Here is a 23,573-nt window from a genome sequence, read left to right on the forward strand (position 1 = left end):
GTCGATTCCTGGAGACCCTATTTTGAAGCCTTTCTCTATCGCGGGCCTGCAACTCGCCCTGGCGCCCGGGGACAATCGAGACTGCATCGAGCGCGAAATCGCGTCGACGGTGAAGCGCTTTCCATGGGTGCAGATGGTCCTGTTGCCTGAACTTGCCTCGTTCGGCTCGGCGCTCGGCAGCGCCGAGCCATTGCCGGGACCGACCGAGGCGCGTTATCAGGCGCTCGCCCGAAAGCTCGGCATCTGGCTCGTGCCCGGATCGCTGTACGAACGGGAAGGTGACCGCATCTACAACACCGCCATCGCGATCGACCCAGCGGGCATGACCGTTGCCCGCTATCGCAAGATCTATCCGTTTCTTCCTTACGAAGCCGGCGTCACCCATGGCAGGGAATGCGTGGTGTTCGACGTGCCGGAGGTCGGGCGTTTCGGCCTGTCGATCTGCTACGACCAATGGTTTCCGGAAGTGGCCCGAGCTCTCGTGTGGAAAGGGGCGGAAGTCATCCTGCATCCCACGCTCACCAGCACCATCGATCGTGCCCAGGAGCTTGTGCTGGCCCAGGCGAACGCCATCGTGAACCAGTGCTACTTTGTGGACATCAACAATGCGGGGGAGCTTGGCAACGGCCGCTCGATCATTGTCGGGCCCGAAGGCGAGGTTATCCACCAGGCCGGCGAGCACAACGAGGTCATTCCGGTGACGCTCGACCTGGAGCGGGTCCGCGCGTCCCGCAGGCGCGGGATCAACGGGCTGGGCCAGATGCTGAAGTCCTTTCGCGATACGCGCGTCGACTTTCCGTGCTACGCGAACCCGCCGGCCGATTCGCGAAGCTTGCGTGAGTTGGGACCGCTGACGCTGCCGGCGCGCGGCGAGTAATTGTGAATGCGCGCCAGCGCGATGGAGGAACGCAATGAGCACTTTGACCTCGAGCACCTTGAATGAACAGCAGATCCTGGGCGCCGTCCGCAGCTTGAAAGAGGAGTCCGTCGACATGCTGTGCGAACTGGTGGCGCATGCGTCGCTGCTGGGGGATGAAGCCCCGGCGCAGGCCGTGATGGCGCGCAAGTTTGGTCAACTCGGGCTGAAAGTCGATGAGTTCGAGATCGATGAATCGAAGATCCAGCAGCATCCAGGCTACTCGCCTTCGCTCATTTCATACCACGGCCGACGCAACGTGGTGGGCGTGCACAGGCCGCGTGGCGCGACAACCGGTCGCTCGCTGATCCTGAACGGACATATCGACGTGGTGCCGATCGGCCATCCGCAGCTGTGGGCGACGCCGCCCTTCGAGCCGCGCATTGTCGGCGATCGCGTTTACGGGCGTGGTGCTGCCGACATGAAGGCGGGCATCGTCGCCTACACGATGGCGTTCAAGGCGTTGCGCCAGCTTGGCTTCGAACCGGCAGCGCCGCTCTACCTGCAGTCTGTAATCGAGGAGGAGTGCACCGGCAACGGTGCGCTGGCCTGCCTGGTCGCCGGCTACACGGCGGATGCGGCACTGATCCCGGAGCCTAGCCAGGAATGCGTCATGACTGCCCAGATCGGCGTGATGTGGATGGCGATCGAAGTCTTTGGCGTGCCCGTGCATGCGTCGCGTGCACAGGAGGGCATTGCCGCGACCGAGTTTGCCCAATACCTGGTCGACGAACTGCGCGCCCTGGAGCGGCAGTGGAACCAGCCCGAAGCGCGCCATCCGATGTACTGCAAGCATGCGCACCCGATCAACTTCAACCTTGGCCGGCTGGCGGGCGGCGAGTGGACCTCATCGGTGCCCACGCATTGCCGCGCGGACCTGCGAATCGGCTACTACCCGGGGCGGCCAGTCGTTGAGGTGCAGGCCGAGATCGAAGCATTGCTGAAGGCAGCGCACGCCCGGCATCCGCGCGCCGCCAACGTCCGGTACGAGGTGGTCTACGGCGGATTTCAATCCGAGGGCGTCGTGGTTGACATGGAAGCGCCCGTGATCTCCACCTTGATGCAGTGCCACCAGGACCTGCTGGAGGCCCAGCCCGGGACAACCGCCTTCACGGCAACGACGGACGTGAAGTTCTTTCACCTCTACGGAAAGATCCCGTCGACTTGCTACGGGCCCACCGGCGAGAGCATTCACGGCGTCGACGAATGGGTATCGATCGAGAGCCTGCAGCGCGTGACGGCGGTCTACGCCCTGTTCATTGCAAGGTGGTGCGGAGTAAATCGGCTTGCGGACCGTTCTGGAGGTCGTTGATCCGGCGTACCACTGCGGTACGCAGCCGGCGGGCGCTTTTTTGCCCGCGCGCCGGCGAACAGCTGGCGTCTACATGTCGACCACCCACCTTGCCGCCCCGCAGGCCGCCGATGCAGACCGCGTGCCGCCGAACAACCCCGACTGGCGCCGTCGCAAAGACGAGGCCACGCCGCGCGGCGTCGCGGTGCAGCAGACCTTCTACGCCGCCCGTGCCGAGAACGCCGAACTGATCGACGACTACCTCGTCACCAAATACGTGGCCCTGGCGGGCCTGTGACCGCATCCGATGAACCACCGCACCACCTCCACCGAACTGGCCGACGCCAACACCAACGACGTCAAAGGCATGCTGTCCTATGTCCAGCCCACGGCCGTCAGCCCCTGGGGCACTTACCTCACGCAGGTCGACCGCGTCGTGCCGTACCTCGGCCCGCTGGCGCGCTGGGCCGAGACGCTCAAGCGCCCCAAGCGCGCGCTGATCGTCGACATCCCGGTCGAGCTGGACAACGGCGCGGTGGCCCACTTCGAGGGCTACCGCGTGCAGCACAACCTGTCGCGCGGGCCCGGCAAGGGCGGCGTGCGCTACCACCCCGATGTGACGCTGGAAGAGGTGATGGCGCTGTCGGCCTGGATGACGGTGAAGAACGCGGCCGTGAACCTGCCGTACGGCGGCGCCAAGGGCGGCATCCGCGTCGACCCGAAGGGGTTGTCCATCAAGGAGCTGGAGCGCATCACGCGGCGCTACACCAGCGAGATCGGCATCATTATCGGGCCGCAGCAGGACATCCCGGCGCCCGACGTCAACACCAACGCACAGGTGATGGCGTGGATGATGGACACCTACTCGATGAACACCGGCGCCACCGCCACCGGCGTGGTCACTGGCAAGCCGCTGCACCTGGGCGGCTCGCTGGGCCGCGTCAAGGCCACCGGCCGAGGCGTGTTCGTCACCGGCCGCGAGGCGATGCAGCGGTTGGGCATCGAGCTGGCCGGCGCGCGCGTCGCGGTGCAGGGCTTCGGCAACGTCGGCGGCGTGGCGGCTGAACTGTTCGCGCAGGCCGGCGCGCGCATCGTCGCAGCGCAGGACCACACCGGCACCGTATACCAGTCCGGCGGCCTGGACGTGGCGGCGCTACAGGCCCACGTGGCACAGCATGGCGGCGTGCATGCTTTTGCGGGCGCCGAGGTGCTGGGCGACGATGCCTTCTGGGACGTACCCACAGAGGTGCTGATTCCGGCCGCGCTGGAAGGTCAATTGACCGCGGAGCGGGCCGGGCGCTTGGCCGCGCGGCTGGTGCTCGAGGGCGCCAACGGGCCAACCGTGCCGCGGGCCGATGACATCTTGGCCGAGCGCGGCATCACCGTGGTGCCCGACGTGATCTGCAATGCCGGCGGCGTCACGGTGTCGTACTTCGAATGGGTGCAAGACTTTTCCAATTTCTTCTGGACCGAGGAGGAGATCAACCAGCGAATGGACAAGATCATCCTCGATGCCTTCCGGCACATCTGGCACACGGCTGACACGCACTGCATCGGGCTGCGCACGGCGGCCTTCGTTGTGGCCTGCTCGCGCATCCTGACGGCGCGGCAGGAACGCGGCCTGTACCCCTGACGCGATGGCCAGCCCCGTGCATCGCATCGTTGTGGTTGGGGGGGGCGCCGGTGGCCTGGAGCTGGCGACGCGGCTGGGCAATCGCCTGGGCCGCCGCGGCTGTGCCCACGTCACGCTCATCGACCGCAACCGCACCCACTTCTGGAAGCCCCATCTCCACGAGATTGCCGCCGGCAGCATGAACCTCGGTCTGCACGAACTGAGCTACATGGCGCAGGCGCACTGGCATGGCTTCACCGACCGCATCGGCGAGATGAGCGGGCTGGACCGCGACCGCCGCCTCGTGCAGGTGGCGCCGCATCTCGATGAGCACGGCCGGCCGGTGACACCGGCGCGCGAGTTCCTGTACGACACGCTGGTCATCGCGGTCGGCAGCCAGACCAACGACTTCGGAACGCCCGGCGTGCGCGAACACGCGGTGGCGCTGGAGACACCGGCCGATGCCGAGCGCTTTCACCGTCGGCTGGTCAACGCGTGCATCCGCGCCCATGCGCAGCGCTCGCCGCTGGCGCCATGGCAGTTGAAGGTGGCCATCATCGGCGCCGGTGCCACCGGCGTGGAACTGGCCGCCGAGCTGCAGCGCACCACGCGCGAGCTGATCAGCTACGGCCTCGACCGGCTCGACCATGCGCGGCACATCGGCATCCACCTCATCGAGGCCGGCCCGCGTGTGCTGCCGGCGCTGCCCGAGCGGCTGTCGGCCGGTGCCCTGCGGCAGTTGCAGGCCCAGCACGTGACCGTGCACACCGGCGCCCGCGTCGCCGCGGTGGACGGGCAGGGCGTGCAGCTGGCCGACGGCCGGCGCATCGATGCCGAGCTGGTGGTGTGGGCCGCGGGCATCCGCGCGCCGGCATTCCTGGCGGGGCTGGGATTGGAAACCAATGCATTGAACCAGCTGAAGGTGCTGCCGACGCTGCAGACCACGCAGGACGAGCACGTGTTCGCCATTGGCGACTGTGCCGCCTGCCCATGGCTGGGCCGCGAGCCGGCCACCGTGCCGCCGCGCGCGCAAGCCGCGCACCAGCAGGCCACGCATGTGGCCGATGCCCTGGCGCGCCGGCTGCGCGGCCGGCCGCTCAAGCCTTGGCACTATCGCGACTTCGGCTCGTTGGTCTCGCTGGGGCGCTACAGCACGGTGGGCAACCTGATGAGCAGCCTGAAGGGGGGCACGCTGTGGCTGGACGGGTACTTCGCGTGGGTGATGTACCTGTCGCTCTACCAGATGCACCAGCACGTGCTGCATGGCGCGGCACGGGTCGTGCTCAACATGCTCGGGCACTTCTTCACGCGCCGCACCCGCCCGCGCGTGAAGCTCCATTGAGCCGTTGGGGCATGGCACCCCAATGGGCTACGCACACAGGCGACCGATGCAGGGTGTGATCGCCACTTGGCCGTTGAGGTGCCGACACTGGAATCGGCGCAATGTGTTTGGCAACGAAGAAGAGACAAATGACATCACTGAGCCGCTGACCCTGCCAGCGCGCTGAGCCTGCCGGCCGCTCGGCCGGCACTGATCTCTCTCGTCCTTCTTCTCTGCAGGGGACTGCCGTGGCGGCAGCCCCAGGATCGCTGTCGACCATGCACCAAGACCGTCAACCCAGACGTGAATGTCCAGCCTCAACACGCCGTCGGTGTTCGGCGTATGCGGCGGCAAGCAGGTGGCCGAGAGCCTGACCGGCAAGTTCGCTCTGGAGACCAACAACATCGGAGCCGACGGCATGACATTCATGAAGGTTACAGGCGAATTGCAGGGGCGACTATTGAGCCATCTTTAGGTAATCCAAAAATCAAAATCGGAAACAAATAATGACAAGCCTTCAACTTCTAAAAACGCTGTGCGCCGCCGCATGCCTGGCTGGGGCGCTGAGTGCCCGCGGAACAGGAGGACAGGTTGATAACATCGAAACTTATGCGCCGCTTTATGCGCCTTTGTCAGGTACCGGCGCGGTCGCCCGCACCGCCGCCAATCTCAGCTACGCCACCTTGATGGGTAGCGCCACCAGCTTGGTCGACTATGGCGCCTTTGCCGTTCCAACGAACGCAGCCAACCCCGACCAAACTTTCGAGGGCACACTGACGCTAAATAACCTCGGCACCACTGGTAGCTTCAGTGAACAGGGCACCTCGCGTGCCGTTTTTTACCAGGATCCGGGCCATCTACCCGCCTTTTCTTTTCAGTTCGTTCAGACCGGAACGCACATCGTCCCCGTCGCGCGCGGCTTGATCAGCACCACCCATCCAAATTGGTCCTACATCCTAGAACCGGGTCGGGTTTGGAAGGAAACGAACGATCAAGGCTACGCCCGCGCAGCTATGCCTTTTTCCCTGCAGGAGAAAGGCGCGAACTGCACCCATAACGGGGTGATGAGCTTTCTCTTCAAGTCTGACGGTAGCGTCAGCAAAGTTGCCTACCAGATCGCTGGCGAGACGTGCCAGTACTTCAAATTCAATATGTGGGGCCTTGCGGCGGCTAGCTACACGCCACAAACCATCGACAACGCCGCCGAAACAATCACCGCCTACCAGACCGAAGTCGCCGCACGCATGCCGACCAGGCCAATCGATCAGTTAGCCACTGATTTCCCCGCCTCTGGAATCGTGCCAGCAAATATCGGCAGCGAACAATCCCTTTCTGCCAGGAGCCTCTGGGGAGTTGCCACTGACGGCATCAACTACGTCGGCGGCTGCGAAACACGCTATGGAACCTATCCGTTTTGCGATGTCATCGACCTGCCCTCCTACTCGCTGGCCAAATCGGTGGCTGGGGCCATTGGCCTGATGCGGATTGAGAAGAAGTATGAAGGTGTTCAGAGCGCGATGACCATACAAGCGACGGTAGGGCCGTGCTCCGGCAACCAATGGAGGGAAGTAACACTACTGAATACGCTGGACATGGCGACGGGCAACTATGCGAGTACCGGCTATGAGGTGGACGAACGCTCCGCAAACGCATACAGCAATTTCTTCAGCGTCAATACGTACAGCCAGAAAGCCACTCATGCCTGCAGCTATTCCAGGATGTCCACGCCTGGAACAACCTGGGTCTATCACACCTCCGACACCTTTCTGCTCGGCTCCGCTCTCAACATGATCTATAAACATTGGGAAGGCGATACCAAGGACTACTACCGCGATATGCTGGTGACCGAGCTGTGGAAGCCGCTGAAAATGAGCCCAACCACTTGGACCTCCGCCCGTGTCATCGACAGCGTCGCCCATCCCTTTACCGGCTATGGCCTCACCTTTCACCATGACGACATGGTCAAGATCGGTGAATTCCTGAACAAGAACAACGCGTCCATCGCCGGTGTCCAGATGCTCGACAGCACCCTCTACGACGAAGCCATGCAAAGAACCAGCAACCACGGTCTGACCGCCGGCGCCGCCAGTTACAAGTATCTGCACGGCTTCTGGGCTTGGGACGCGGGCAGCCCGGATTCAGACGCGGCTGTCTGCCCAAATGCGAAGTGGATTCCCTTTATGTCCGGATTCGGCGGCATCGGCCTTGTCCTTCTTCCAAACAATATGGTGTATTACTACGTAAGTGACAATCACGAGTATGGGTTCAAAAACGCAGTGATCGAACTGAATAAGATCCGGAGCATCTGCAAATAGACATGACGGTCGCCGTCCCATGGTAGGCGGCCGGCTCCAACATTGTAGATTGAACGCCGAGGCGTGTAGAGCTACACGCTGTGACTTTCGTCGTCAGCAACACAAGGAGACCGACCATGAAAGAGCGTACCAAGTTTCACGTGGGCCTGGATGTCCATAAGGACAGCATCAGTGTTGGCGCGGCCGAGTTGGGTCGAGCACCGGCACCTTTGATTGGCAAGGTGACGCACGATCTGAACAAGCTTCTGAAAGTGTTGACCAAGATCGGATCCGCCGAGCAGTTGCACATCGTGTATGAGGCTGGATCGACCGGCCTCGGGCTGCAACGCGCCTTGAAGGAAAGGGGCTACCTCTGCGAGATCATTGCCCCTTCGCAGATCCCGCGGCGTCCGGGCGGCCGAGTCAAGCCGATTGACGTGACTGCATTCAATTGGCCGAGTGCTCCCGCGTCGGACAGTTCAGTGCGGTGTGGATACCCGAGCCTGGCGACGGAGCGATCCGCGACTTGGCGCGGGCGCGCGAAGACGCCGTCAACAGCCGCGTCCAGGCCCGACACCAACTCAAGGGCTTCTTGCTGCGCCACGACATCCGCTACCCCGGCAAGACCTCGTGGAGCATTGCCTACTACCGTTGGCTGTCGACGCTGAACCTCGACGCCGGCGCCACCCAGACGGCGTCTACCGAGTAATGGCACACGGTCGAGGCCGCTGACGAGCGAGTCGATCGGTTGATGGAGGCGCTGGTGGCGTCGATCACGAACCGGCGTTTCGAGCCTGTAGTCCGTGCGCTCTAAGCTCAGCGACCATTGCAGCAAAGTCGTCGCGGCAATCCCAAAGGCGGCGATCATAGGTGTTCAGTCCACCATCTACATCTGAACATCCGAGGGCCGGCTGTAGCGGCTGCGAAGCTCGAGCTGTGCTCGCGGGCTCTGTCGCAATGGCAGCGCCGGCCTGAGCGAGCGTGGTTTCTCGGTGTCGCTCAGAAAGCCAGCGAATAAAACTGCGATGCCGCGGGCGAGGCTTGGCTTTGGGCGCGGTGGAGTTGGCCCTTCTTGATCATGTGCATCAACTCAATGCCGGCAATCAGGATACGTGCGCAGCGAAAGGACTTGAACCCCAGCATGGGACGCACGACACGTTTGATYGCGCGATGGTCCTGCTCCACGACGTTATTGAGGTATTTGCTCTGCCGCAGTTCGATGGCCACCCCGGCGTCATCGTTGACGCTCTGGATGGCAGCCGTGTTGGCGCCGCTCTTGTCGATGGTGATCTTCTCGGGCACGCCATGCAGTCCGATGGCCTGCTCCAGGAAACGACGTGCGGCAGCGCGGTCTCTCTTGGCGCGCAGCAGAAAGTCAACGGTGTCGCCGTCTCGATCCACGGCGCGGTACAGATACTTCCACTGGCCGGCGACCTTGATATAGGTTTCGTCCATTCGCCAACTCGTGCCCACGCGGCGTTTGCGTCGCCGGAACACCGACGCCAGTATGGGCAGTATCTTGATCGCCCAGCGATGGACCGTGGCGTGATCGACAGATACGCCGCGCTCGGCCATCATCTCTTCAATGTGCCGCAGGCTCAGCGGATAGGCCGCGTACCATCGCACGCACACCAGCATCACCTCCAGTGGGTAATGCATCCGCTTGATCACCTTGCGCAAAGCCTCGATCACGTTTTCGTCCAGTCAACAGTTCCGCCTCAGCTTACCAACCTCGGCTTAGCGCGACAGAACCGCAAAACGCGTCAGGGCTTGCCACATCAAAGCGCCTCGAGGCCCCGTGGCAGTGCGGCATCTGGCCGCTGCCCGGCTTTGCTGCCTTCGAAGGGCAGCCCTTTGCATAAAGATTCCACAACTAATGCAAACCTACGACCGCAGCGCGGGAGCACTCCGGGACGTCGAACACGCGCTGCTGACGGCCAGCAAGCACTCTCTCGAGGCTGCTTCGTGCGTTCATCTCGCGTCGCTGACGCTGTTGGCGTCGACTCAAAGCGTGAAGGGCAGGCGTCCGCTCAGAATCGCCTTGATGGCCAGCGACTGGCTGGACTCGATGTGCGAGCGGATCGCGGCCTCGACAGCGTCAGCATCCTGGGTTGCGAACGCGTCAATGATGGCGTTGTGCTGCTTCTCTTGTTCGTCGTGGTCGACGCGCATCGCATTCGAGTCGCGCTCGGCATACAGGCCGAGATGCAGCATGCGGCTCATCTCGTCGTACAGCTCGTAAAGAATCCGTTCAAGCCGTTCATTGCCGCAAGCACGAATGATGGCAAGGTGAAAGTCCTGGTTCTCGTGCAAGAACGTCAGTGCATGCTTTCTGTCGGTGAGCGGACCAGGGTTGGCCACAAAACTGCGTAGAAGCTCGACATCCACACGGCCTACTGCGGCGCGGGCCGCCGCAGGCTCGAGAATCAGACGCAGGCGGAACACATCCTGAATGGACTGGGCCGTGATGGGCGCCACCACGTGCCCGCGCCGGCGTACCGCGACCAGCAACCGGTCCTGGCAAAGGCGCGACAGCGCCGCGCGCACCGGAGCGCGCCCCACCTTGTAGGTTTCCGCTATCCCGATCTCGGTGATCTCCTCGCCGGGCCGAAACTTGCAGACGACGATGTCGCCCTTTAGTCGGTCGTAAATCTGGTCACTGAGCGATTGAGTTCGCTTGGGGGCTGCCGGGCGCTTTGCCGAAGCGACTGGCCGGGTGCTGCTTTTCTTGTTCATGCGATATTGCGAAGGGGAAGGGACGGTCGACGCGGATTGTTACCTAACGCTCTCTCTACCAACCGGGCGATACTCATGAGCCGGCTGTCTTCGTACAAGCAGGATACGAGTTGTAGCCCAACGGGCAGGCCGTTGACGTGGAAACCGGCTGAGATCGAGATGGCGGGTTGACGGGTAAGGTTGAAGGGATAGGTGAACGGGTTCCAGTCGAGCCAGTCCTGGCTCCGTGCATCGGCAGGTGCTTCCCGACCCGCTGCAAACGGGAATATGGGTATTGTGGGTGTCAGGACGGCATCGAACCTGGACAAGTGAGCTTGCATGGCCTCGCCAAACCTTTGGCGAAGCACCATGGCTCGATAGTAGTCCGACAGCTGCTGGGTTTCTCCCTTGGCTGCGGCTGAACGCAAGCCAGGGTCAAGCAGCGATTGCCGCTCTAGGGGAACCTGCGAGACCAGCCAGGCGGCACCCGCTTCCCAATGCGCTCTCTGAAGGAACAGTGCATCGTCGAGTGGCAGTTCGGTCGGCTCGATCTGTACCCCATGGTGAGCCAGGGTGCGAACAGCCTCAAGGAAGATCGCTTCGACGCCCGCGTCACAAATTCCGTTGCCTGTGTAGACGCCAACGCGCAGCCCCTTCAGGCTGGTGGCGTCGGGGCGACGGGCAGCACTTGCGGGCACGCAATTCCAGTCCCGACTGTCGGGCTGGCCGATGATGTCGTACATGATGGCGAGGTCCTGCGTCGTCCGAGCCATCGGGCCGACGTTGGACAACGTGAACATTGGCCCGGCTGGCCAAGCGGCGACGCGCCCGAAGGTGGCCTTCATCCCGGCAATGCCGGTGAAGGCGGCCGGGATACGCGTCGAGCCGCCACCGTCTGTGCCCAGCTGGAAGGTCCCCAGGCCCGCGGCGGCAGCGCTGGCCGCGCCGCCACTGCTTCCGCCACTGGTGAGTTCGGCATCCCAGACGTTGCGCGAAATGCCGTGCAGGGGGCTGTCGCCAGTTCCCTTCCAACCATACTCGGAGGTGTTGGTCTTGCCGACGAACACGGCGCCAGCTTCACGTAGTCGCGCCACTGCCGGCGCGTCGTGCTGGCTGGGCAGCACCTGCTGCCCAGCCAGCGAGCCAAAGCCAGTGGGACAGCCTGCGACGAGCAGCATGTCCTTGACACCAAAGGGAATGCCGTCGGCCGGTCCGAGCGCCTCGCCTCTCATCCAGCGGACCTCGGACGCCCGCGCTTCGGCAAGCGTCCGCTCCGGCGCGAGTTGGCAATACGCATTGACGATGGGGTTCCACTGCTCAATCCGGGCGAGGACGGCGCGCGCCACATCGACCGGTGATGCCTTGCGTGCCGCGTACAGGGACGCCAGTTCGGTGGCGCCCGCAAAGGCGAGGTCATCGCAGGAGTTGGGGCTGTCGATCACATGTACTCCAGGCCGAATATGCGTCCGATGTGGTCAACAATCTTCGTGAACTCAGGAGACGTCCGCATGGCCGGAACCCGTGGGCGCGGCAGGTCGATGGTGACGATCTCGCTGACCTTGGCCGGGCGCGCTGTCATCACGATCACTCGGTCCGACAGGAATACTGCCTCGGGGATGCTGTGCGTGATCAGCATGCTCGTCTTGCGGCTCTCGCTCCATATGCGCAGCAGCTCGACGTTGAGTTGTCCTCGCGTCATTGTGTCCAGCGCACTGAACGGTTCGTCCATCAGCAGAATCGCCGGATCGTGAACCAGAGCGCGGGCGATGGCCACGCGCTGTTGCATACCGCCTGAGAGCTCATGAGGCAGCTTCCCCGCAAACTCGCGCAGGCCGACCAGGTCGAGCAACTTCAATGCGCGCTCGCGGCTTTGCGCGGCGCCTTGCCTTAGGATCTGCGCCGGAACGAGCACGTTGTCCAATGAGTTGCGCCACTTCAACAAGGCGGGTGCCTGGAACACGATGCCCGTGCCTTGGTGCGGACCATTTACCGTCCTGCCGTTCACCTTGACGGTGCCCTGGGTGGGCAGCTCGAGGCCGGCAAGAATCTTCAGCAAGGTGGTCTTTCCACAGCCGCTAGGTCCCAGAATCGAGACGAACTCCCCATTGAGGACCTGGAACGACACGTTGTTCACCGCGTAGACAGGTCCATCATCTGTCTCGAAGCGTTTGCTGACGTCTTGATATTCGATAGCGATTGCGTTGTTCATCTCAACCTCCACCTGCCAGGCGACGGTGCGTATCCGAGGGCCTGTTCCACGGAATCAGGACTCGTTCAGCTCCTTCGACCATCATGTACAAGACGATCCCTCCCAGCGACAGGATGGATAGCGCGGCAAACGCCAGGGGTGTATTGAGCTCGGAGTTGGCGACGATGATGAGATAGCCCAACCCATTGCTCCCGCCGACAAACTCACCCACGATGGCGCCGATGATCGCCAGTGTGATTGCCACCTTCATGCCGCTGAAGAGTTCTGGCATCGCATTGGGCGCGCGAAACATCCAGAAGATCTGCCAGCGGGAAGCACGCAGTGAGTACGCCAAGTCAAGCACTGACTTCTCCACGGCCGCCAGGCCGGCTGCGGTGTTGATGACGATAGGGAAGAACGCAATGAGGAACGCGATCAGAATCTTGGGAAACGGACCGTAGCCGAACCATATCAAGAGGATGGGAGCGATCGCCACCTTCGGCACGAGCTGCGAGATCAGCAGCACCGGCATGATGATGTCGTGCAGGGACGGCATGACCACAATGATCGCGGCAATCAGAATTCCCAGAATCACCGCGAGCGCGAAGCCGCCGAGCGTTTCGTAGAGGGTGGTCCACGAATGCGCAGCAAAGAGCTCACGACGTTTCATGAATGCCTCCCAGATGTCGGAGGGTCCGGGCAAAGCGAACGCCGGAATGGCAAACACCTTACACGCGACCTCCCATATGAGCAGCATCGTGACCATCGAAAGCACGAACTTCAGTGTCTTGGCAACGAGAGGATGGTTTTTTTGGAGTCGCATCTGGCGTCCTACTTCTTGCTCGGCAGAGTCGGCGTCAGGTAGTCCATCGAAAACAGGTCCGTACCCTTGATGGGGTTCTCCAGTTTGCTGAAGTTCCTGACGTACTCCAGCGTCGCGGCCATCCTGTCCTCCCGGATGTAGCCGTAGCCCTTCTCCTTTGCGGTATCCGTGAGCAGGTGTTTGGCGACGATGCGCCATTGGGCGAGGACGAGGTCGCGCGATGTCTCGGGAAAGGATTTGACAAAGTCGTTCGCCGCGGCGGAAGGATCGTCGACGGCCAATGCATAGCCGGCCATGGTGGCGCTGACAAACTTGCGAACGAGCTCCGGATCCTTCTTGATGAGTTCGTCGCTTGCGATGATTCCAATCGAATAGTTATCTATGCCATAGTCGCTGAAAGCAAACTTGTCCCACCCGTTCTTGGCCTTTTCTGCGGCTGCATCTAAGGTGGGCTCCTCCGTTGCAAAGGTCATCACCGCGTCCACTGAGCCTCCCATGAGGCTGGGCAGCTTCGCCGGTGGATTGAAGGTCACCCATTTGATCTTCGAGACGTCGATGTTTGCGCTCTTGGCAAAGGCAGGAAAGAGTGCGAGGTGGGACTCTCCGGCAGCAATGCCGATGGTCCTGCCTTCCAAGTCCTTGGGCGTCTTGATACCTGCGCCTTTGCGGAAATACATGGCATCCGATGAGCGGTCCATGATAGTGGCCAACTGGCGGACCGCCAGGCCCTTGTCTCTGCCCAATGCGACGGATGCGGCGTCGGCCAATGCAAACGTGGTCGTGCCCATGGCGGAACGTTTGACCGATTCGCCGGAACCGTAGCCTCGCAGGATCTCCACGTCGAGCCCTGCGGCCTTGTACAGCCCCCGCTCGCGTGCTACCGCCGGTCCCATGTGCAGCCCATAGGGTGTCCAGTTCAGCGTCAGCGTCACCTTCTGCTGGGCCATCGCTTGCATGGGAAGCTGTGCGCAGACCAGTGCGGCCGCAAGTGACAACGTCCCGAAGATTCGTCTGGAAATGCTCATCTTGTCTCCTTATTCATCATTGCAGTGAGTGCCTCGCAAGAGGCAGTGCTCAGCGTCGCCTCGCACGCTTCGAGCGGTGGGACCGTGATGACTGCGCTCTTCGGCGCGACGCTCTTGTGACCGCGCTTGAACGCGCCACGCGTCTGTCCTCATCAATGAGTTCCCTGGCCACCGAGGCGAGCCCACGCGAACGCGGGACAACTTCGGCGGCTTGCAAGACTTTCGGAAACCCGGCCAACCGCACGCTTGACAGTCTAGGGACGGGCTTTTACCATGTCAATGGACATCTTTATAAACATGTTAGAAAGACGAGGAATTCGAGATGAGCAAAGTCGGTGTCGTGGCCAGCGCAGGCAACCAGAATGGCGGCGGGATGAGCGCAGCAGGCGATCCCCTCAAAAGCGGCGATCTCCCGCCCAGGTATATGCATCCCGATGACATGGAGTGGGAGCTTCTGAGATTCGAAGGGCAGCACAGCAAGATGGTCTTCCATCCCAGCGAAGCGAACCCGACAGAGCCCAATGTGGGGCTGGTTCGTTATGCGCCGGGCTCGTCGCATCCGCTGCACCGCCATGACTTTGCTCAGGTCTGGTACATCCTCGAAGGCGATTTCACGATCGGCGACAAGCGGTATCGGCAGGGCACCCTCGTGTTCCATGCCGACCCGCACTTCGAAGAAGAGTTGCGTACGGATACCGGAGGCGTGATCCTGTATGTCCAGTACGAAGGACCCACGACGGGCGGTCGTCCGATCTACGACGGCCGCTTCAACATGACACAGCGCAAGCCGCTGTCTCAAGAGCGCCTGGACATCTAGGGATGGTCTGCAGAACACGATCTGCAATCGCGGCTGAGTGATAAAGGTGATCTCGACGCATCCGGATGGCTCGATCGCGCAGGCTCGGTATCGATTTGCTGCGCGTCGCGGCCCTTGCGCGGGCCTGGCGAGCCCGATTTTGGCCTCGCAGACGCACTCATCCCTTGGCCTGCATCAACTTCCGCCGCGCCATCCACAGATTCGACAACGCAAACAGCGTGACGATCTGCGCCGTGTTCTTTGCCAGGCCGCGATAGCGCACCTTCGTGAATCCGAACTGCTGCTTGATCACCCGGAACGGGTGCTCGACCTTGGCTCTGATGCTGGCCTTCATCTTCTCTACACGCTCGGCCATGAACTCCGGCTCGATGAACGGGTTGAGCAGCCTGCGCTTGCCTGGGCGCATCGCCACATGCCAGGTCGGCCCTGCGGCCTCCGCTCGCTTGTGCACGCCCTGATAGCCCGAATCGCCGAAAGCCACGTGCTCCTCGCCGTGAAGAAGTTCGCCAGCTACGTTGATGTCGCTCACATTGGCCGACGTACCCACCACCGTGTGCACCAGCCCCGACGCGGTGTCGACGCCGATGTGAGCCTTCATCCCTAATGTGGCGCTGGTCCATATGTGGCGGCCGATGGCTTCGCGCTCGAGAGGCCGGTCGTCGAGCGCTACATAATTTCAGGTCACAGCGATCTTAGGAACTCCAGGATCTGCGGTTGGGAATGCCACTGCTTGCCTGTCTTCTGGGCCGCAGCGATCTCGCACTTCGCAAGCGCGCACGCCTTGCCCTCAAGGTCGATTTCGGCGTAGACGTTGGTCGTGTCGAGCGATGCATGTCCGAGCCATGCTCGCACGGTGTTGATGTCGACGCCCGCATTTAGCAGATGCGAGGCCGTGGAGTGGCGAATGGAGTGCGGGCTGACTCTCTTCGTCGCGAGGGATGGCATGGAGTCCTTGGCTCTCGCAGCGATGCGCTCGACCAATGCGTGAACGCCAAACCGCGTCGTCGGTTGGCCACACCGGTTGAGGAAGACGTTCTCCTGCCGGGAGCGCTCGCCCACGAGCGAGCGCAACTCGCGCACCGTCGCTGGCCACAGTGGGCATTGGCGGCGTTTACGCCCCTTGCCGAGAATGTCCACGCTCGCCTGATCAAGATGCAGGTCTCCGACGATCAGCTCCGATGCCTCGCTGGCGCGCGCGCCCGTGTTGTAGAGGAACAGCAGCAGCGCGTAGTCTCGACGGCCTTGCTCCGTGCGCCGGTTCGGACAGGCCAGCAGCGCGTCGATTTCCGCCTTGACGAGGTAAGGCACTGCGGCATGAGTTCCTTTCTTGTAGGGCACGCAGCGAACCTGTGCACACCAGGCGATGTGCTCGGGGCTGTGTTCGCCGACGAATCGGGCCAAGGCGTGAATGGCCGCCAGGCGCTGATTGCGCGTGGCGATGCTACAGCCGCGGCGAGTCTCGACGTCACTGAGGAACTCCCGCACCAACTGCGGCGACACATCGACCACTGCCAGTCGGTCCACGGCCTTATGCAGGCGCCCCGACACGAAGGGCAGGAGCTGGCACATCGTGTCGCGGTAGCTGCGCCGCGTGTTCGCCGCCAGATTGCGCTCGCTGATCAGGTGCTCCAAGAGGAATCGACGGATCCACGGGCCCAGTGTTCTGGTCTCACGCATGGCTGGCCTCCCCGAGGAAGAATTGCTCGAAGCGCGCGCTGGCCTGCTGCAGCAACTCGGGGGTCATGCTCAGATAGCACTGCGTGCCGCTGATGTGCACGTGGCCCAGGTACGTCGCCAACTGCGGCAGCATGCGCTGTACGTCGACGCCGTCGCGATACCAGCGCACAAGACGCGACACGGCCGCCGTGTGCCGGAGGTCATGCAACCGGGGTTGGTATCGCGCACCATCATGTCGACACACCTTGGCCTGCGATCGCATCTGATGGAAGGCTTGCTCCGCGCCCGCGCGCGAGACTCGCTCGCCTCGAGATGTCAGCAAGAACGGGGCGTCGGGATCCAGCGGTGAACGCTTGTAACGCCTCTGCGCGTGCTCGCGCAAGACCTGCGTCAGGTCGGTGCCTATGGGCACGAGTCGTGTCTTGTAGAACTTGGACCCGCGCACGTGTAGCACACGATCGTCCAAGTCAACGTCGGCCAAGTTCAGGTTCAGCGCTTCGCTGATGCGCAGTCCGGTTGCGTACAGCAACAAGAGCAGGGTTCGGCTGGTGAGCGCATCGATTCTGCGGGAAGCACGGCAAGCGGCTGCCTGCAGGAGCCGCTTGATCTCATCCTCCGAGTAGATGTAGGGTGTAAAGGTCTGGGGGCACCTCGGTTCGGCGGTGGGCAGCGGCACGCTGGAGACGTAGCCGCGGGCAAGGCAGAAGCGGTAGAAGCCGGTAAGGGTTCCGAACTTGCAATGCCAGGACCGCGTCATCGGCCCGTTGCCATCAAGGAAGGCGCGCACCGACTTCGGCCCGATCCGGTCGACGTCGATGCCTCCCATACTCTTGCTGAATGCCTTCAGCATGCGCGCCTGGGTCACGAAGCGCATTCCCAGAGATTGCTTGTAGCCCACGTAGGCCGCGACGGCTTGCTCGATCTTCATAGCAGTCCCCCAAGACTGAACTCGGCAACCAGGCGCAGGCCAACAAGATCCACCTTGGCGTAGGTGCGCGTGGCGGAAGAACTGCGGTGGCCCAGATGATCGCCAATCTGCTTGAGAGACAGGCCTTCGGCCACAAGATGCGTTGCACAGGCATGGCGCAAGGCATGAGGTCCCTGTCGGGGACAGCGGATCTCCAGCGCCTGAATGCGTGGCGCCACCGCGTAGCGCAGGCTATGTGGCGCTAGCGGTCCCAACGGAGCCCTGAGCGTCAAGAACAGCTTGCGCGATGCGCAACGTGGTCGCACCTCGCGCACATAGCGAAGGATCGCATTGCCGACCGCGGTCACCAGCGGGTAATCGTGCCTGCAACGCTGCTTGGGACGTGCGACGTGAAGGATGTCGCGTTCCCAGTCGATGTCATCCAGAGTTAGCGCGACGACCTCACTGCTGCGCAGGCCATAGATCCCAAGGAGCATCAGAACAGCTCTGTCGCGAATATCCCGGGGCCGATCCGTGTCGGTGCTCGCGATGAGCCGCTGAACGTCGTCCCAGCCCGGGCCGGCAGGCAGTGTCTCCTGCCTGAACAGGCGTGGTCCCTCGATCCCGGCGGCGAAGCTCTCTGCGCAACGACCCGTCGCGGCCATGTGCGTGTAGAAGGATCGCAATGCGATGGCTGCTGTGGCGATGGACGCTCGGCACCACCCCTGTGCACCCCGCATCGAGAGGAACGCATCTACATGTTCCAAGGTAGCCACGTCAGCGCCGCTGTGTTGGTCGTCGAGCCACGTCAGAAATGCCCGAACATGCCAGCAGCGGTTGTTGACAGTCTTCGGCGACAGGCCACGCTCCCTCTGCATGTGCAGCGCGAACTCGTCCACGAGCTCGGTGCCGGCCCCCGGCTTCGAAGGCGGCACCTGCAGACGCCCCATGAATCGTAGCCAGTCGGTGGCTACCTGCACGAATCTCTGGCGCCGATCGGGTGAGATGCTGCGGCCGCGTCGTCGATGATGCCGGACCCAACGATCGGCAACCGAGGCGACCTCCTCGGGCGCCACGCTCCTCGTACCGCTGACGTCCAGGCGCTGCGCGACGACCAGAAGCTCGCTCGCCAGGTTGGCAACCGAGTTGCTCGTCGCACCAGACGCGGCGAAGTGCGCAACAAAGCAGTCTCGCTCCTCGGCTGCCGGTCCATCGAGATGCCGGGCCAGAACGCGCGAATACCGAAACAGAGTCTCGAACATGATCGGATCCCCTTGTGAACTGAGGGGGCCCGACACTACGCCGACGCTGAAAGTTATGTGGTGCTCAGCGACCGACCTCCAGAGCAGGATGCCGCCGGGCGCCACATATGGACCAGCGCCACATTAGGGATGAGATGTGGTCGACCACATCTCATCCCGAAGTACCACTGATTACCCTTCTTGGCCTGATGCATCTCCGGGTCGCGCTCGCCTTCGGCGTTCTTGGTCGAACTGGGTGCTGCGATCAGCGTGGCGTCCACCGCAGTGCCGGTGCGCAGCAACAGGCCCTTGGCCTGCAGGATGTCGTTGACCACCCGCAGCATGTCGACGGCCAGGTCGTGAGCCTCCAGCAGATGGCGAAACCGCAGGATGGTGGACTCATCGGGCAAGCGGCTCACGCCGTCATCCAGCCCGGCGAACTCTCGGTACAGCGGCACGTCGTGCAGCGCCTCTTCCATCGCCGGGTCGCTCAGGCCAAACCATTGTTGAAGGTAATGGATGCGCAGCATCGTCTCGATCGCAAATGGCGGGCGGCCAGTCTTGGCCCGAGGGCTGTGCGGTTCGATAATCTGCACGAGCGCGCTCCACGGCACCACCCGATCCATCTCATCGAGGAACTCGCGCTTGCGCGTCTTCTTCGTCGACAGGTTCAGGCCGAGGCCCAGCTGATTCGGGGGAGTCACGCGTTTCGCAATCATGAGCAGATCATGCAAGGCTCGGGCCTGTTTTGCAGACCATCCCTAGTTGTCCTCACTACAACTACCATGCGCGAACTCAGGCAGGAAACAGCGCTGAATCGCAATTGCTTTCGAGATTGGCTGCTCAGTGCCTCAGCACAACTTTTCCTTGCGCGCCGGCTGCAACCTGGTTCTGAGCTTCGCGGATCTGCTCCAAGGTAAAGGTCCGTGCGATAGGGATGACCAGCAGGCCACGCGCGGCGGCATCCAGTACCGCGTCGAGCGTGGCTGCGTCGGTCTGGTGATAAAGCTCGTGAATGTTCACGCGATCGTTCGCGTTGGCACCCTCGGGCACCGGGACGATGCTGGCGACTTGTCCGCCGTCGCGGACCAGCGCGATGAGGTTGCCTGCCACGGGTGCCGTGGCGCTGATGGCGAAGTCGAACGTGGGCATTGCAGGCGGCACGGTGATGTCGAGCGCCTCGCCCGCAAGTTCACGTGCCTCGGCGAGCCGTTCGGGTCGAACGCCTGCCACCGGCGTAGCGCCGAGCTGCCGTAGGTATTGGATAGCGGCACGTCCGACGGCGCCCAGGGCGCCGGAAATCAGCACGCGATCGCCGGCCTTGACACCGAGTGAATCGACGGTCTGCCGTCCCGTGAGCCCTGCCTTCACGAGCGCCGCTCCCTGCTCAAAACTAAGGCCTGCGGGCAGCTTTGCGATCGAACTGGCGGGGACCACCCCATACTCGGCATGCGCACCCCTGCCGTTTGCCGCGAAGTCCGCGACGATACGGTCTCCGATCAGCCATCCGGTGACGCCCGCGCCCAATTCCGCAATTGTGCCGGCGGCGTCACCGCCCAGAATGGCAGGCAACGGGAGCGGGATGTATTGGGCCATGAAGCCCTGCCGCAGGATGAGGTCGAATGGATTGACAGCCGACGCTTCGATCTTGACGAGTACCTCGCCTGGCCCGGGCTTGGGCGTTGGCACTTCTTCGATCGAGAATTGATCGACGCCGCCGTAGGATTTCAAAAGTGCAGCCTTCATTGCATATCTCCGGAAGTTGAATGTCGCCCCTGCGAAGGTTTCGGGGCGATGGTGCGATCGGCGGATGCTGGCGGAAAGCCGAATCGAAAGCTCGATACGGTCAGGCCGCCCGCGAAATCCGTCTGGTGATAAGTGGTGGCTCCTGGCTCGTCCCAGGCCGCGCCCACAGTGACCATCAGCGGAAGCAGATGGTCTTCCCGCGGGTGGGCGATACGAGCTGAGGGAGCGGTTTCCCACCGCCTCAGCCGTGCTGCCCGGTCATCCAATTAGGCTTGGATGAGCGTCTGCTGCAACCACGCATCGAATTGTCGGGAGGGCTCGTACGCGCTCGTGTCACGCATGAGTCGCAGGTTGTGGAAGCTGAGGCCGCTCCCGACAATGAGCACGCCCTCGTCGCGCAACGGCGACAGGGCTCTCCCGGCGGCGAGGTGCAACGCGGGATCGAGGCCGGCGTCCAAGGACAACTGGACGACGGGCACGTCCTCATCGGGATACAGCGGCTTCAGGATGCTGAACGTGCCGTGGTCGAAGCCGCGCGTTGGATCGGACCTCGCGTCGAGGCCGTTGGCGCCCAGTAGCTCGGCCACGCGTTGAGCAAGCGTCGGAGAACCTGGCGCGCCGTACTTGATCCGATACAGGTACTCGGGAAAGCCGTGGTAGTCATACACCATCCCGGGATGCGGATTCGAAGAAACCTCGAAACCTGGTTCTTCCCAATGACCGGAGATCACCAACACGGCCTTGGGGGCGTCGCGGAGCTCCGCGCGCATGGCCACCAGGGATCGTTCGAGCTGGTCGAAGCGGTGGCGGAATCCGTCGGTCATGGACGGCCAGGGGCCGCCCCCGTGGCTGATGAAATAGGTCGGGAGTCTCGGATCGGACATCTTGCGTTGCTCAAACCGCTCGCGCGATCTACGACCGGGCCGGCTAGCATTGGAATTTCTGATGCCGCAAGGATCGTGGTCCTCAACTGGTTGATCAACCCATAATCAGTGGATGGATCATTTCCTCTATGTTGATGATGTATGGACACCTTGACCAGCCTGCGGGTGTTCTGCGTCGTGGCGGAACTTCGAAGCTTTTCCGCTGCGGCCAAGCGCCTGAACCTCTCACCTGCGATGGCCAGCAAGCATGTGATGAACCTGGAGAGTCGCCTCGGGAATCGCCTGCTCAATCGGACGAGCCGCCGTGTGAGCCTGACCGAGGTCGGTGCGCTCTACTGCGCTCAGGCCCTGCAACTGCTCAACGGTCTGGACGAGGCGGAGGCGGCGATCGGCAATGTCACCCAGATGCCACGCGGAACACTCCGGCTGAGCGCCCCGGTGTGGACGGCCAGTCCCTGCTTCACGAGCCTGTTGGCCGAATACGGGCGACGCTACCCGGATGTGTGCCTGGACATGGACCTGAGCGGACGGATCGTCAACCTCGTGGAAGAAGGCCTCGACCTCGCCCTGCGCGCGACGGCGCCCGAACGCCTCGACCCGGGCCTGGTCGCGCGTCCGCTCTCGCGGATCGAGTTCTGCCTGATGGCCTCACCTGACTATCTGCGCAGGGCCGGCTGCCCCAGGGCATTGTCAGACCTCAATGGGCACGCCCTGCTTCGCTACAGCGGGATGGGGGGCAACGAGGGCGTCGTGCTGGGCGGCCCGGATGATCGCCAGACGGTGACGTTTCGTACCGTGATGCAGAGCGAGAACGAAACGCTCCTCCATCTTGCTGCCCTCGAAGGCATGGGGCTCGTCTTCCTGCCGACTTGGATGGTCCAAGCGGATGTCACTGCCGGAAGGCTGCAGATCGTCCTTCCAGGCGCATTGAATTTCACCTTGACGCTGCACGCCGTATATTCAAGTCGAAAATTCCTGTCCCCCAAGGTCCGCACCTTCATCGACTTCATCGCCTCAAAGGGTTCGTTCGCCGGCGGATGATCGGCACCAACGGGTCAGCCCCACGCTCAGTGGCCCACGGCAGGACCGCCGGGGACCGGGGCCCACACAGTTTTCACACGTTTGGCGCCCTTCAATCCAGCAGCACCCCGGCTCGCTGTGCCACCGTCCCCCACTTGGCAAAGTCTTCGCGGCTGAGCCGCTGTGCTTCGGCAGTAGAACTGGCTTCAACACGCAGATCCATCTCCGCGAGTCGAGATTTCATTGCGTTCGTGTCTAGCGCGGCCCGTACGTCGCGCTGAATCTTGTCGACGACCGGCGGCGGCAGGCCCGCAGGTGCCATGAGAGTCTCATGGAAGGTCGCGTCAAAGCCAGGATGGCCACTTTCCGCCACTGTCGGCACGTTGGGGAGCAAGCCCGACCGTTCCATCCCGGAGACCGCAATTGCGCGCAGCTTGCCGCTCTGGATATGCGGCAACACCACGGACCCGACGATGAAGCCGCAGTCGACGGTGCCTGACATCACGTCCAACGCGGCCGGTCCTGGCCCCTTGTACGGCACGTGAGTCAGTTTGGTGCCAATGGTGGTCTGCAGCATTTCCATCGTCATGTGGCTCGGCGATCCTGCACCGCCGGACGCATAGGTCCGGGAGGCCGGCAACTGCGAGAATTGCTTGAGGGAAGAAATGCCCGCGGCCGGATTGCAGACCAGCACCTGGTTGAAGCTCGCGAAGTAGGTGACAGGCTTGAGCGAGCCCCGTAGATCGAAGCTCATTCGCTTGTAGAGGTGCGGGTTGATCGTGAGTACCGTGTCCGGTCCGACCAGCAAGGTATGCCCGTCCTTGGCCTGCGCGACTTCCGCCGCGGCGAGATTGCCACCAGCGCCTGGCTTGTTATCGACGATCACAGGCTGTTTCCAAGCGGCCTGAAGCGCGGGCTGAATCAGCCGGGCGATGACATCGCCTGGGGTGCCGGGCGGGAACGCTGCGACGAGGCGAACGGGCCGGGTCGGCCACTCCTCGGCGCTCGCGTGAGACACCATGGCGCACGTCACGACGATGGCCGAAACTCGGAAAAGGAGGGCAGGGATAAGCTTCATATGTGTGTCTCTACTTAT

At 62.7% G+C, this 23,573-nt stretch carries 22 protein-coding genes and 2 pseudogenes; 10 read left to right on the forward strand and 14 right to left on the reverse strand.

Annotated features, from left to right (window positions below; translation table 11 throughout):
* The first annotated feature begins 22 nt into the window (after nucleotides 1-22).
* From AC1D2O_RS30055 to AC1D2O_RS30090, 8 genes are all read left to right on the forward strand, one after another.
* Nucleotides 23-877 carry a carbon-nitrogen hydrolase family protein gene (locus tag AC1D2O_RS30055; protein WP_478094471.1) on the forward strand — a complete coding sequence of 285 codons (855 nt, stop codon included), beginning with the start codon at nucleotides 23-25 and terminating at the stop codon, nucleotides 875-877.
* A gap of 34 nt (nucleotides 878-911) precedes the next feature.
* On the forward strand, nucleotides 912-2,228 hold the full coding sequence (locus AC1D2O_RS30060; RefSeq protein ID WP_478158384.1) for a M20 family metallopeptidase: 1,317 nt from the start codon (nucleotides 912-914) through the stop codon (nucleotides 2,226-2,228).
* Nucleotides 2,229-2,301: 73 nt separating this feature from the next.
* Complete coding sequence (locus AC1D2O_RS30065) at nucleotides 2,302-2,505, forward strand: hypothetical protein (protein ID WP_478093458.1); 204 nt, start codon at nucleotides 2,302-2,304, stop codon at nucleotides 2,503-2,505.
* Between the two features lie 69 nt (nucleotides 2,506-2,574).
* Nucleotides 2,575-3,840 carry a Glu/Leu/Phe/Val family dehydrogenase gene (locus AC1D2O_RS30070; RefSeq protein ID WP_478093457.1) on the forward strand — a complete coding sequence of 422 codons (1,266 nt, stop codon included), beginning with the start codon at nucleotides 2,575-2,577 and terminating at the stop codon, nucleotides 3,838-3,840.
* A gap of 4 nt (nucleotides 3,841-3,844) precedes the next feature.
* The gene (locus AC1D2O_RS30075) at nucleotides 3,845-5,161 is read left to right on the forward strand and encodes an NAD(P)/FAD-dependent oxidoreductase (RefSeq protein ID WP_478093454.1); all 1,317 of its coding nucleotides are present in this window, start codon (nucleotides 3,845-3,847) and stop codon (nucleotides 5,159-5,161) included.
* Between the two features lie 286 nt (nucleotides 5,162-5,447).
* Nucleotides 5,448-5,615 (forward strand): hypothetical protein, encoded by a 168-nt coding sequence (locus AC1D2O_RS30080; protein ID WP_478093452.1) that lies wholly within the window; start codon nucleotides 5,448-5,450, stop codon nucleotides 5,613-5,615.
* A 31-nt stretch (nucleotides 5,616-5,646) separates the two neighbouring features.
* Entirely contained in the window at nucleotides 5,647-7,455 is a 1,809-nt protein-coding gene (locus AC1D2O_RS30085; protein WP_478158385.1) for a serine hydrolase domain-containing protein, read from the forward strand.
* A 505-nt stretch (nucleotides 7,456-7,960) separates the two neighbouring features.
* Nucleotides 7,961-8,143: a hypothetical protein gene (locus tag AC1D2O_RS30090; protein WP_478158386.1), complete on the forward strand. Its 183-nt coding sequence runs from the start codon at nucleotides 7,961-7,963 to the stop codon at nucleotides 8,141-8,143.
* Nucleotides 8,144-8,433: 290 nt separating this feature from the next.
* On the opposite strand, the gene AC1D2O_RS30095 is transcribed toward AC1D2O_RS30090, so the two are convergent.
* From AC1D2O_RS30095 to AC1D2O_RS30120, 6 genes are all read right to left on the reverse strand, one after another.
* Nucleotides 8,434-9,093 carry an IS6 family transposase gene (locus tag AC1D2O_RS30095; protein WP_477650637.1) on the reverse strand — a complete coding sequence of 220 codons (660 nt, stop codon included), beginning with the start codon at nucleotides 9,091-9,093 and terminating at the stop codon, nucleotides 8,434-8,436.
* A 345-nt stretch (nucleotides 9,094-9,438) separates the two neighbouring features.
* Complete coding sequence (locus AC1D2O_RS30100; protein WP_477650635.1) at nucleotides 9,439-10,170, reverse strand: GntR family transcriptional regulator; 732 nt, start codon at nucleotides 10,168-10,170, stop codon at nucleotides 9,439-9,441.
* The gene (locus AC1D2O_RS30105; RefSeq protein WP_478158387.1) at nucleotides 10,167-11,591 is read right to left on the reverse strand and encodes an amidase; all 1,425 of its coding nucleotides are present in this window, start codon (nucleotides 11,589-11,591) and stop codon (nucleotides 10,167-10,169) included. The genes AC1D2O_RS30100 and AC1D2O_RS30105 overlap by 4 nt, the downstream gene beginning before the upstream one ends.
* Nucleotides 11,588-12,358, reverse strand: coding sequence for an ABC transporter ATP-binding protein (locus AC1D2O_RS30110; RefSeq protein WP_478158388.1), 771 nt, complete (start codon nucleotides 12,356-12,358; stop codon nucleotides 11,588-11,590). The genes AC1D2O_RS30105 and AC1D2O_RS30110 overlap by 4 nt, the downstream gene beginning before the upstream one ends.
* A gap of 1 nt (nucleotide 12,359) precedes the next feature.
* Entirely contained in the window at nucleotides 12,360-13,160 is an 801-nt protein-coding gene (locus tag AC1D2O_RS30115) for an ABC transporter permease (RefSeq protein WP_478158389.1), read from the reverse strand.
* A gap of 8 nt (nucleotides 13,161-13,168) precedes the next feature.
* Nucleotides 13,169-14,185 (reverse strand): ABC transporter substrate-binding protein, encoded by a 1,017-nt coding sequence (locus AC1D2O_RS30120; protein ID WP_478158390.1) that lies wholly within the window; start codon nucleotides 14,183-14,185, stop codon nucleotides 13,169-13,171.
* Between the two features lie 322 nt (nucleotides 14,186-14,507).
* On the opposite strand from AC1D2O_RS30120, the gene AC1D2O_RS30125 reads away from it, so the two are divergent.
* Nucleotides 14,508-15,002: a cupin domain-containing protein gene (locus tag AC1D2O_RS30125; RefSeq protein WP_478158391.1), complete on the forward strand. Its 495-nt coding sequence runs from the start codon at nucleotides 14,508-14,510 to the stop codon at nucleotides 15,000-15,002.
* A gap of 157 nt (nucleotides 15,003-15,159) precedes the next feature.
* On the opposite strand, the pseudogene AC1D2O_RS30130 reads toward AC1D2O_RS30125, so the two are convergent.
* The 7 genes and pseudogenes from AC1D2O_RS30130 to AC1D2O_RS30160 all read right to left on the reverse strand — a co-directional run.
* Nucleotides 15,160-15,603: pseudogene (locus AC1D2O_RS30130) on the reverse strand (IS5 family transposase); the annotation flags it as partial.
* An 80-nt stretch (nucleotides 15,604-15,683) separates the two neighbouring features.
* Nucleotides 15,684-16,679: a tyrosine-type recombinase/integrase gene (locus AC1D2O_RS30135; RefSeq protein WP_478158392.1), complete on the reverse strand. Its 996-nt coding sequence runs from the start codon at nucleotides 16,677-16,679 to the stop codon at nucleotides 15,684-15,686.
* On the reverse strand, nucleotides 16,672-17,607 hold the full coding sequence (locus AC1D2O_RS30140; RefSeq protein WP_477649984.1) for a tyrosine-type recombinase/integrase: 936 nt from the start codon (nucleotides 17,605-17,607) through the stop codon (nucleotides 16,672-16,674). The genes AC1D2O_RS30135 and AC1D2O_RS30140 overlap by 8 nt, the downstream gene beginning before the upstream one ends.
* The gene (locus AC1D2O_RS30145) at nucleotides 17,604-18,848 is read right to left on the reverse strand and encodes a tyrosine-type recombinase/integrase (protein ID WP_477649985.1); all 1,245 of its coding nucleotides are present in this window, start codon (nucleotides 18,846-18,848) and stop codon (nucleotides 17,604-17,606) included. Before AC1D2O_RS30145 ends, AC1D2O_RS30140 begins: the two co-directional genes overlap by 4 nt.
* 149 nt (nucleotides 18,849-18,997) lie before the next feature.
* Nucleotides 18,998-19,546 (reverse strand): annotated as a pseudogene (locus AC1D2O_RS30150) (IS5 family transposase); the annotation flags it as partial.
* A gap of 124 nt (nucleotides 19,547-19,670) precedes the next feature.
* Entirely contained in the window at nucleotides 19,671-20,573 is a 903-nt protein-coding gene (locus tag AC1D2O_RS30155; RefSeq protein ID WP_478158393.1) for an NADP-dependent oxidoreductase, read from the reverse strand.
* A 266-nt stretch (nucleotides 20,574-20,839) separates the two neighbouring features.
* Nucleotides 20,840-21,397, reverse strand: a complete 558-nt coding sequence (locus AC1D2O_RS30160) for a DODA-type extradiol aromatic ring-opening family dioxygenase (RefSeq protein ID WP_477649987.1) — start codon at nucleotides 21,395-21,397, stop codon at nucleotides 20,840-20,842.
* 201 nt (nucleotides 21,398-21,598) lie between these two features.
* Between AC1D2O_RS30160 and AC1D2O_RS30165 the strand changes: the two genes are divergently transcribed.
* Nucleotides 21,599-22,498, forward strand: coding sequence for a LysR family transcriptional regulator (locus tag AC1D2O_RS30165; RefSeq protein ID WP_478158394.1), 900 nt, complete (start codon nucleotides 21,599-21,601; stop codon nucleotides 22,496-22,498).
* A gap of 91 nt (nucleotides 22,499-22,589) precedes the next feature.
* Here the strand turns inward: AC1D2O_RS30165 and AC1D2O_RS30170 are convergent, their stop codons facing one another.
* Entirely contained in the window at nucleotides 22,590-23,555 is a 966-nt protein-coding gene (locus AC1D2O_RS30170) for a Bug family tripartite tricarboxylate transporter substrate binding protein (RefSeq protein WP_477649989.1), read from the reverse strand.
* Nucleotides 23,556-23,573 lie beyond the last annotated feature (18 nt).

The organism is Variovorax sp. P1_G12 (genome assembly GCF_056405555.1).

Excerpts from the sequence above, each read along its gene's own strand:
- AC1D2O_RS30060 (WP_478158384.1), top strand. The coding sequence starts at position 912 with ATGAGCACTTTGACCTCGAGCACCTTGAATGAACAGCAGATCCTGGGC.
- AC1D2O_RS30065 (WP_478093458.1), top strand. The coding sequence starts at position 2,302 with ATGTCGACCACCCACCTTGCCGCCCCGCAGGCCGCCGATGCAGACCGC.
- AC1D2O_RS30070 (WP_478093457.1), top strand. The coding sequence starts at position 2,575 with ATGCTGTCCTATGTCCAGCCCACGGCCGTCAGCCCCTGGGGCACTTAC.
- AC1D2O_RS30075 (WP_478093454.1), top strand. The coding sequence starts at position 3,845 with ATGGCCAGCCCCGTGCATCGCATCGTTGTGGTTGGGGGGGGCGCCGGT.
- AC1D2O_RS30080 (WP_478093452.1), top strand. The coding sequence starts at position 5,448 with ATGTCCAGCCTCAACACGCCGTCGGTGTTCGGCGTATGCGGCGGCAAG.
- AC1D2O_RS30085 (WP_478158385.1), top strand. The coding sequence starts at position 5,647 with ATGACAAGCCTTCAACTTCTAAAAACGCTGTGCGCCGCCGCATGCCTG.
- AC1D2O_RS30100 (WP_477650635.1), bottom strand. The coding sequence starts at position 10,170 with ATGAACAAGAAAAGCAGCACCCGGCCAGTCGCTTCGGCAAAGCGCCCG.
- AC1D2O_RS30110 (WP_478158388.1), bottom strand. The coding sequence starts at position 12,358 with ATGAACAACGCAATCGCTATCGAATATCAAGACGTCAGCAAACGCTTC.
- AC1D2O_RS30115 (WP_478158389.1), bottom strand. The coding sequence starts at position 13,160 with ATGCGACTCCAAAAAAACCATCCTCTCGTTGCCAAGACACTGAAGTTC.
- AC1D2O_RS30120 (WP_478158390.1), bottom strand. The coding sequence starts at position 14,185 with ATGAGCATTTCCAGACGAATCTTCGGGACGTTGTCACTTGCGGCCGCA.
- AC1D2O_RS30125 (WP_478158391.1), top strand. The coding sequence starts at position 14,508 with ATGAGCAAAGTCGGTGTCGTGGCCAGCGCAGGCAACCAGAATGGCGGC.
- AC1D2O_RS30135 (WP_478158392.1), bottom strand. The coding sequence starts at position 16,679 with ATGCGTGAGACCAGAACACTGGGCCCGTGGATCCGTCGATTCCTCTTG.
- AC1D2O_RS30140 (WP_477649984.1), bottom strand. The coding sequence starts at position 17,607 with ATGAAGATCGAGCAAGCCGTCGCGGCCTACGTGGGCTACAAGCAATCT.
- AC1D2O_RS30145 (WP_477649985.1), bottom strand. The coding sequence starts at position 18,848 with ATGTTCGAGACTCTGTTTCGGTATTCGCGCGTTCTGGCCCGGCATCTC.
- AC1D2O_RS30155 (WP_478158393.1), bottom strand. The coding sequence starts at position 20,573 with ATGAAGGCTGCACTTTTGAAATCCTACGGCGGCGTCGATCAATTCTCG.
- AC1D2O_RS30160 (WP_477649987.1), bottom strand. The coding sequence starts at position 21,397 with ATGACCGACGGATTCCGCCACCGCTTCGACCAGCTCGAACGATCCCTG.
- AC1D2O_RS30165 (WP_478158394.1), top strand. The coding sequence starts at position 21,599 with ATGGACACCTTGACCAGCCTGCGGGTGTTCTGCGTCGTGGCGGAACTT.
- AC1D2O_RS30170 (WP_477649989.1), bottom strand. The coding sequence starts at position 23,555 with ATGAAGCTTATCCCTGCCCTCCTTTTCCGAGTTTCGGCCATCGTCGTG.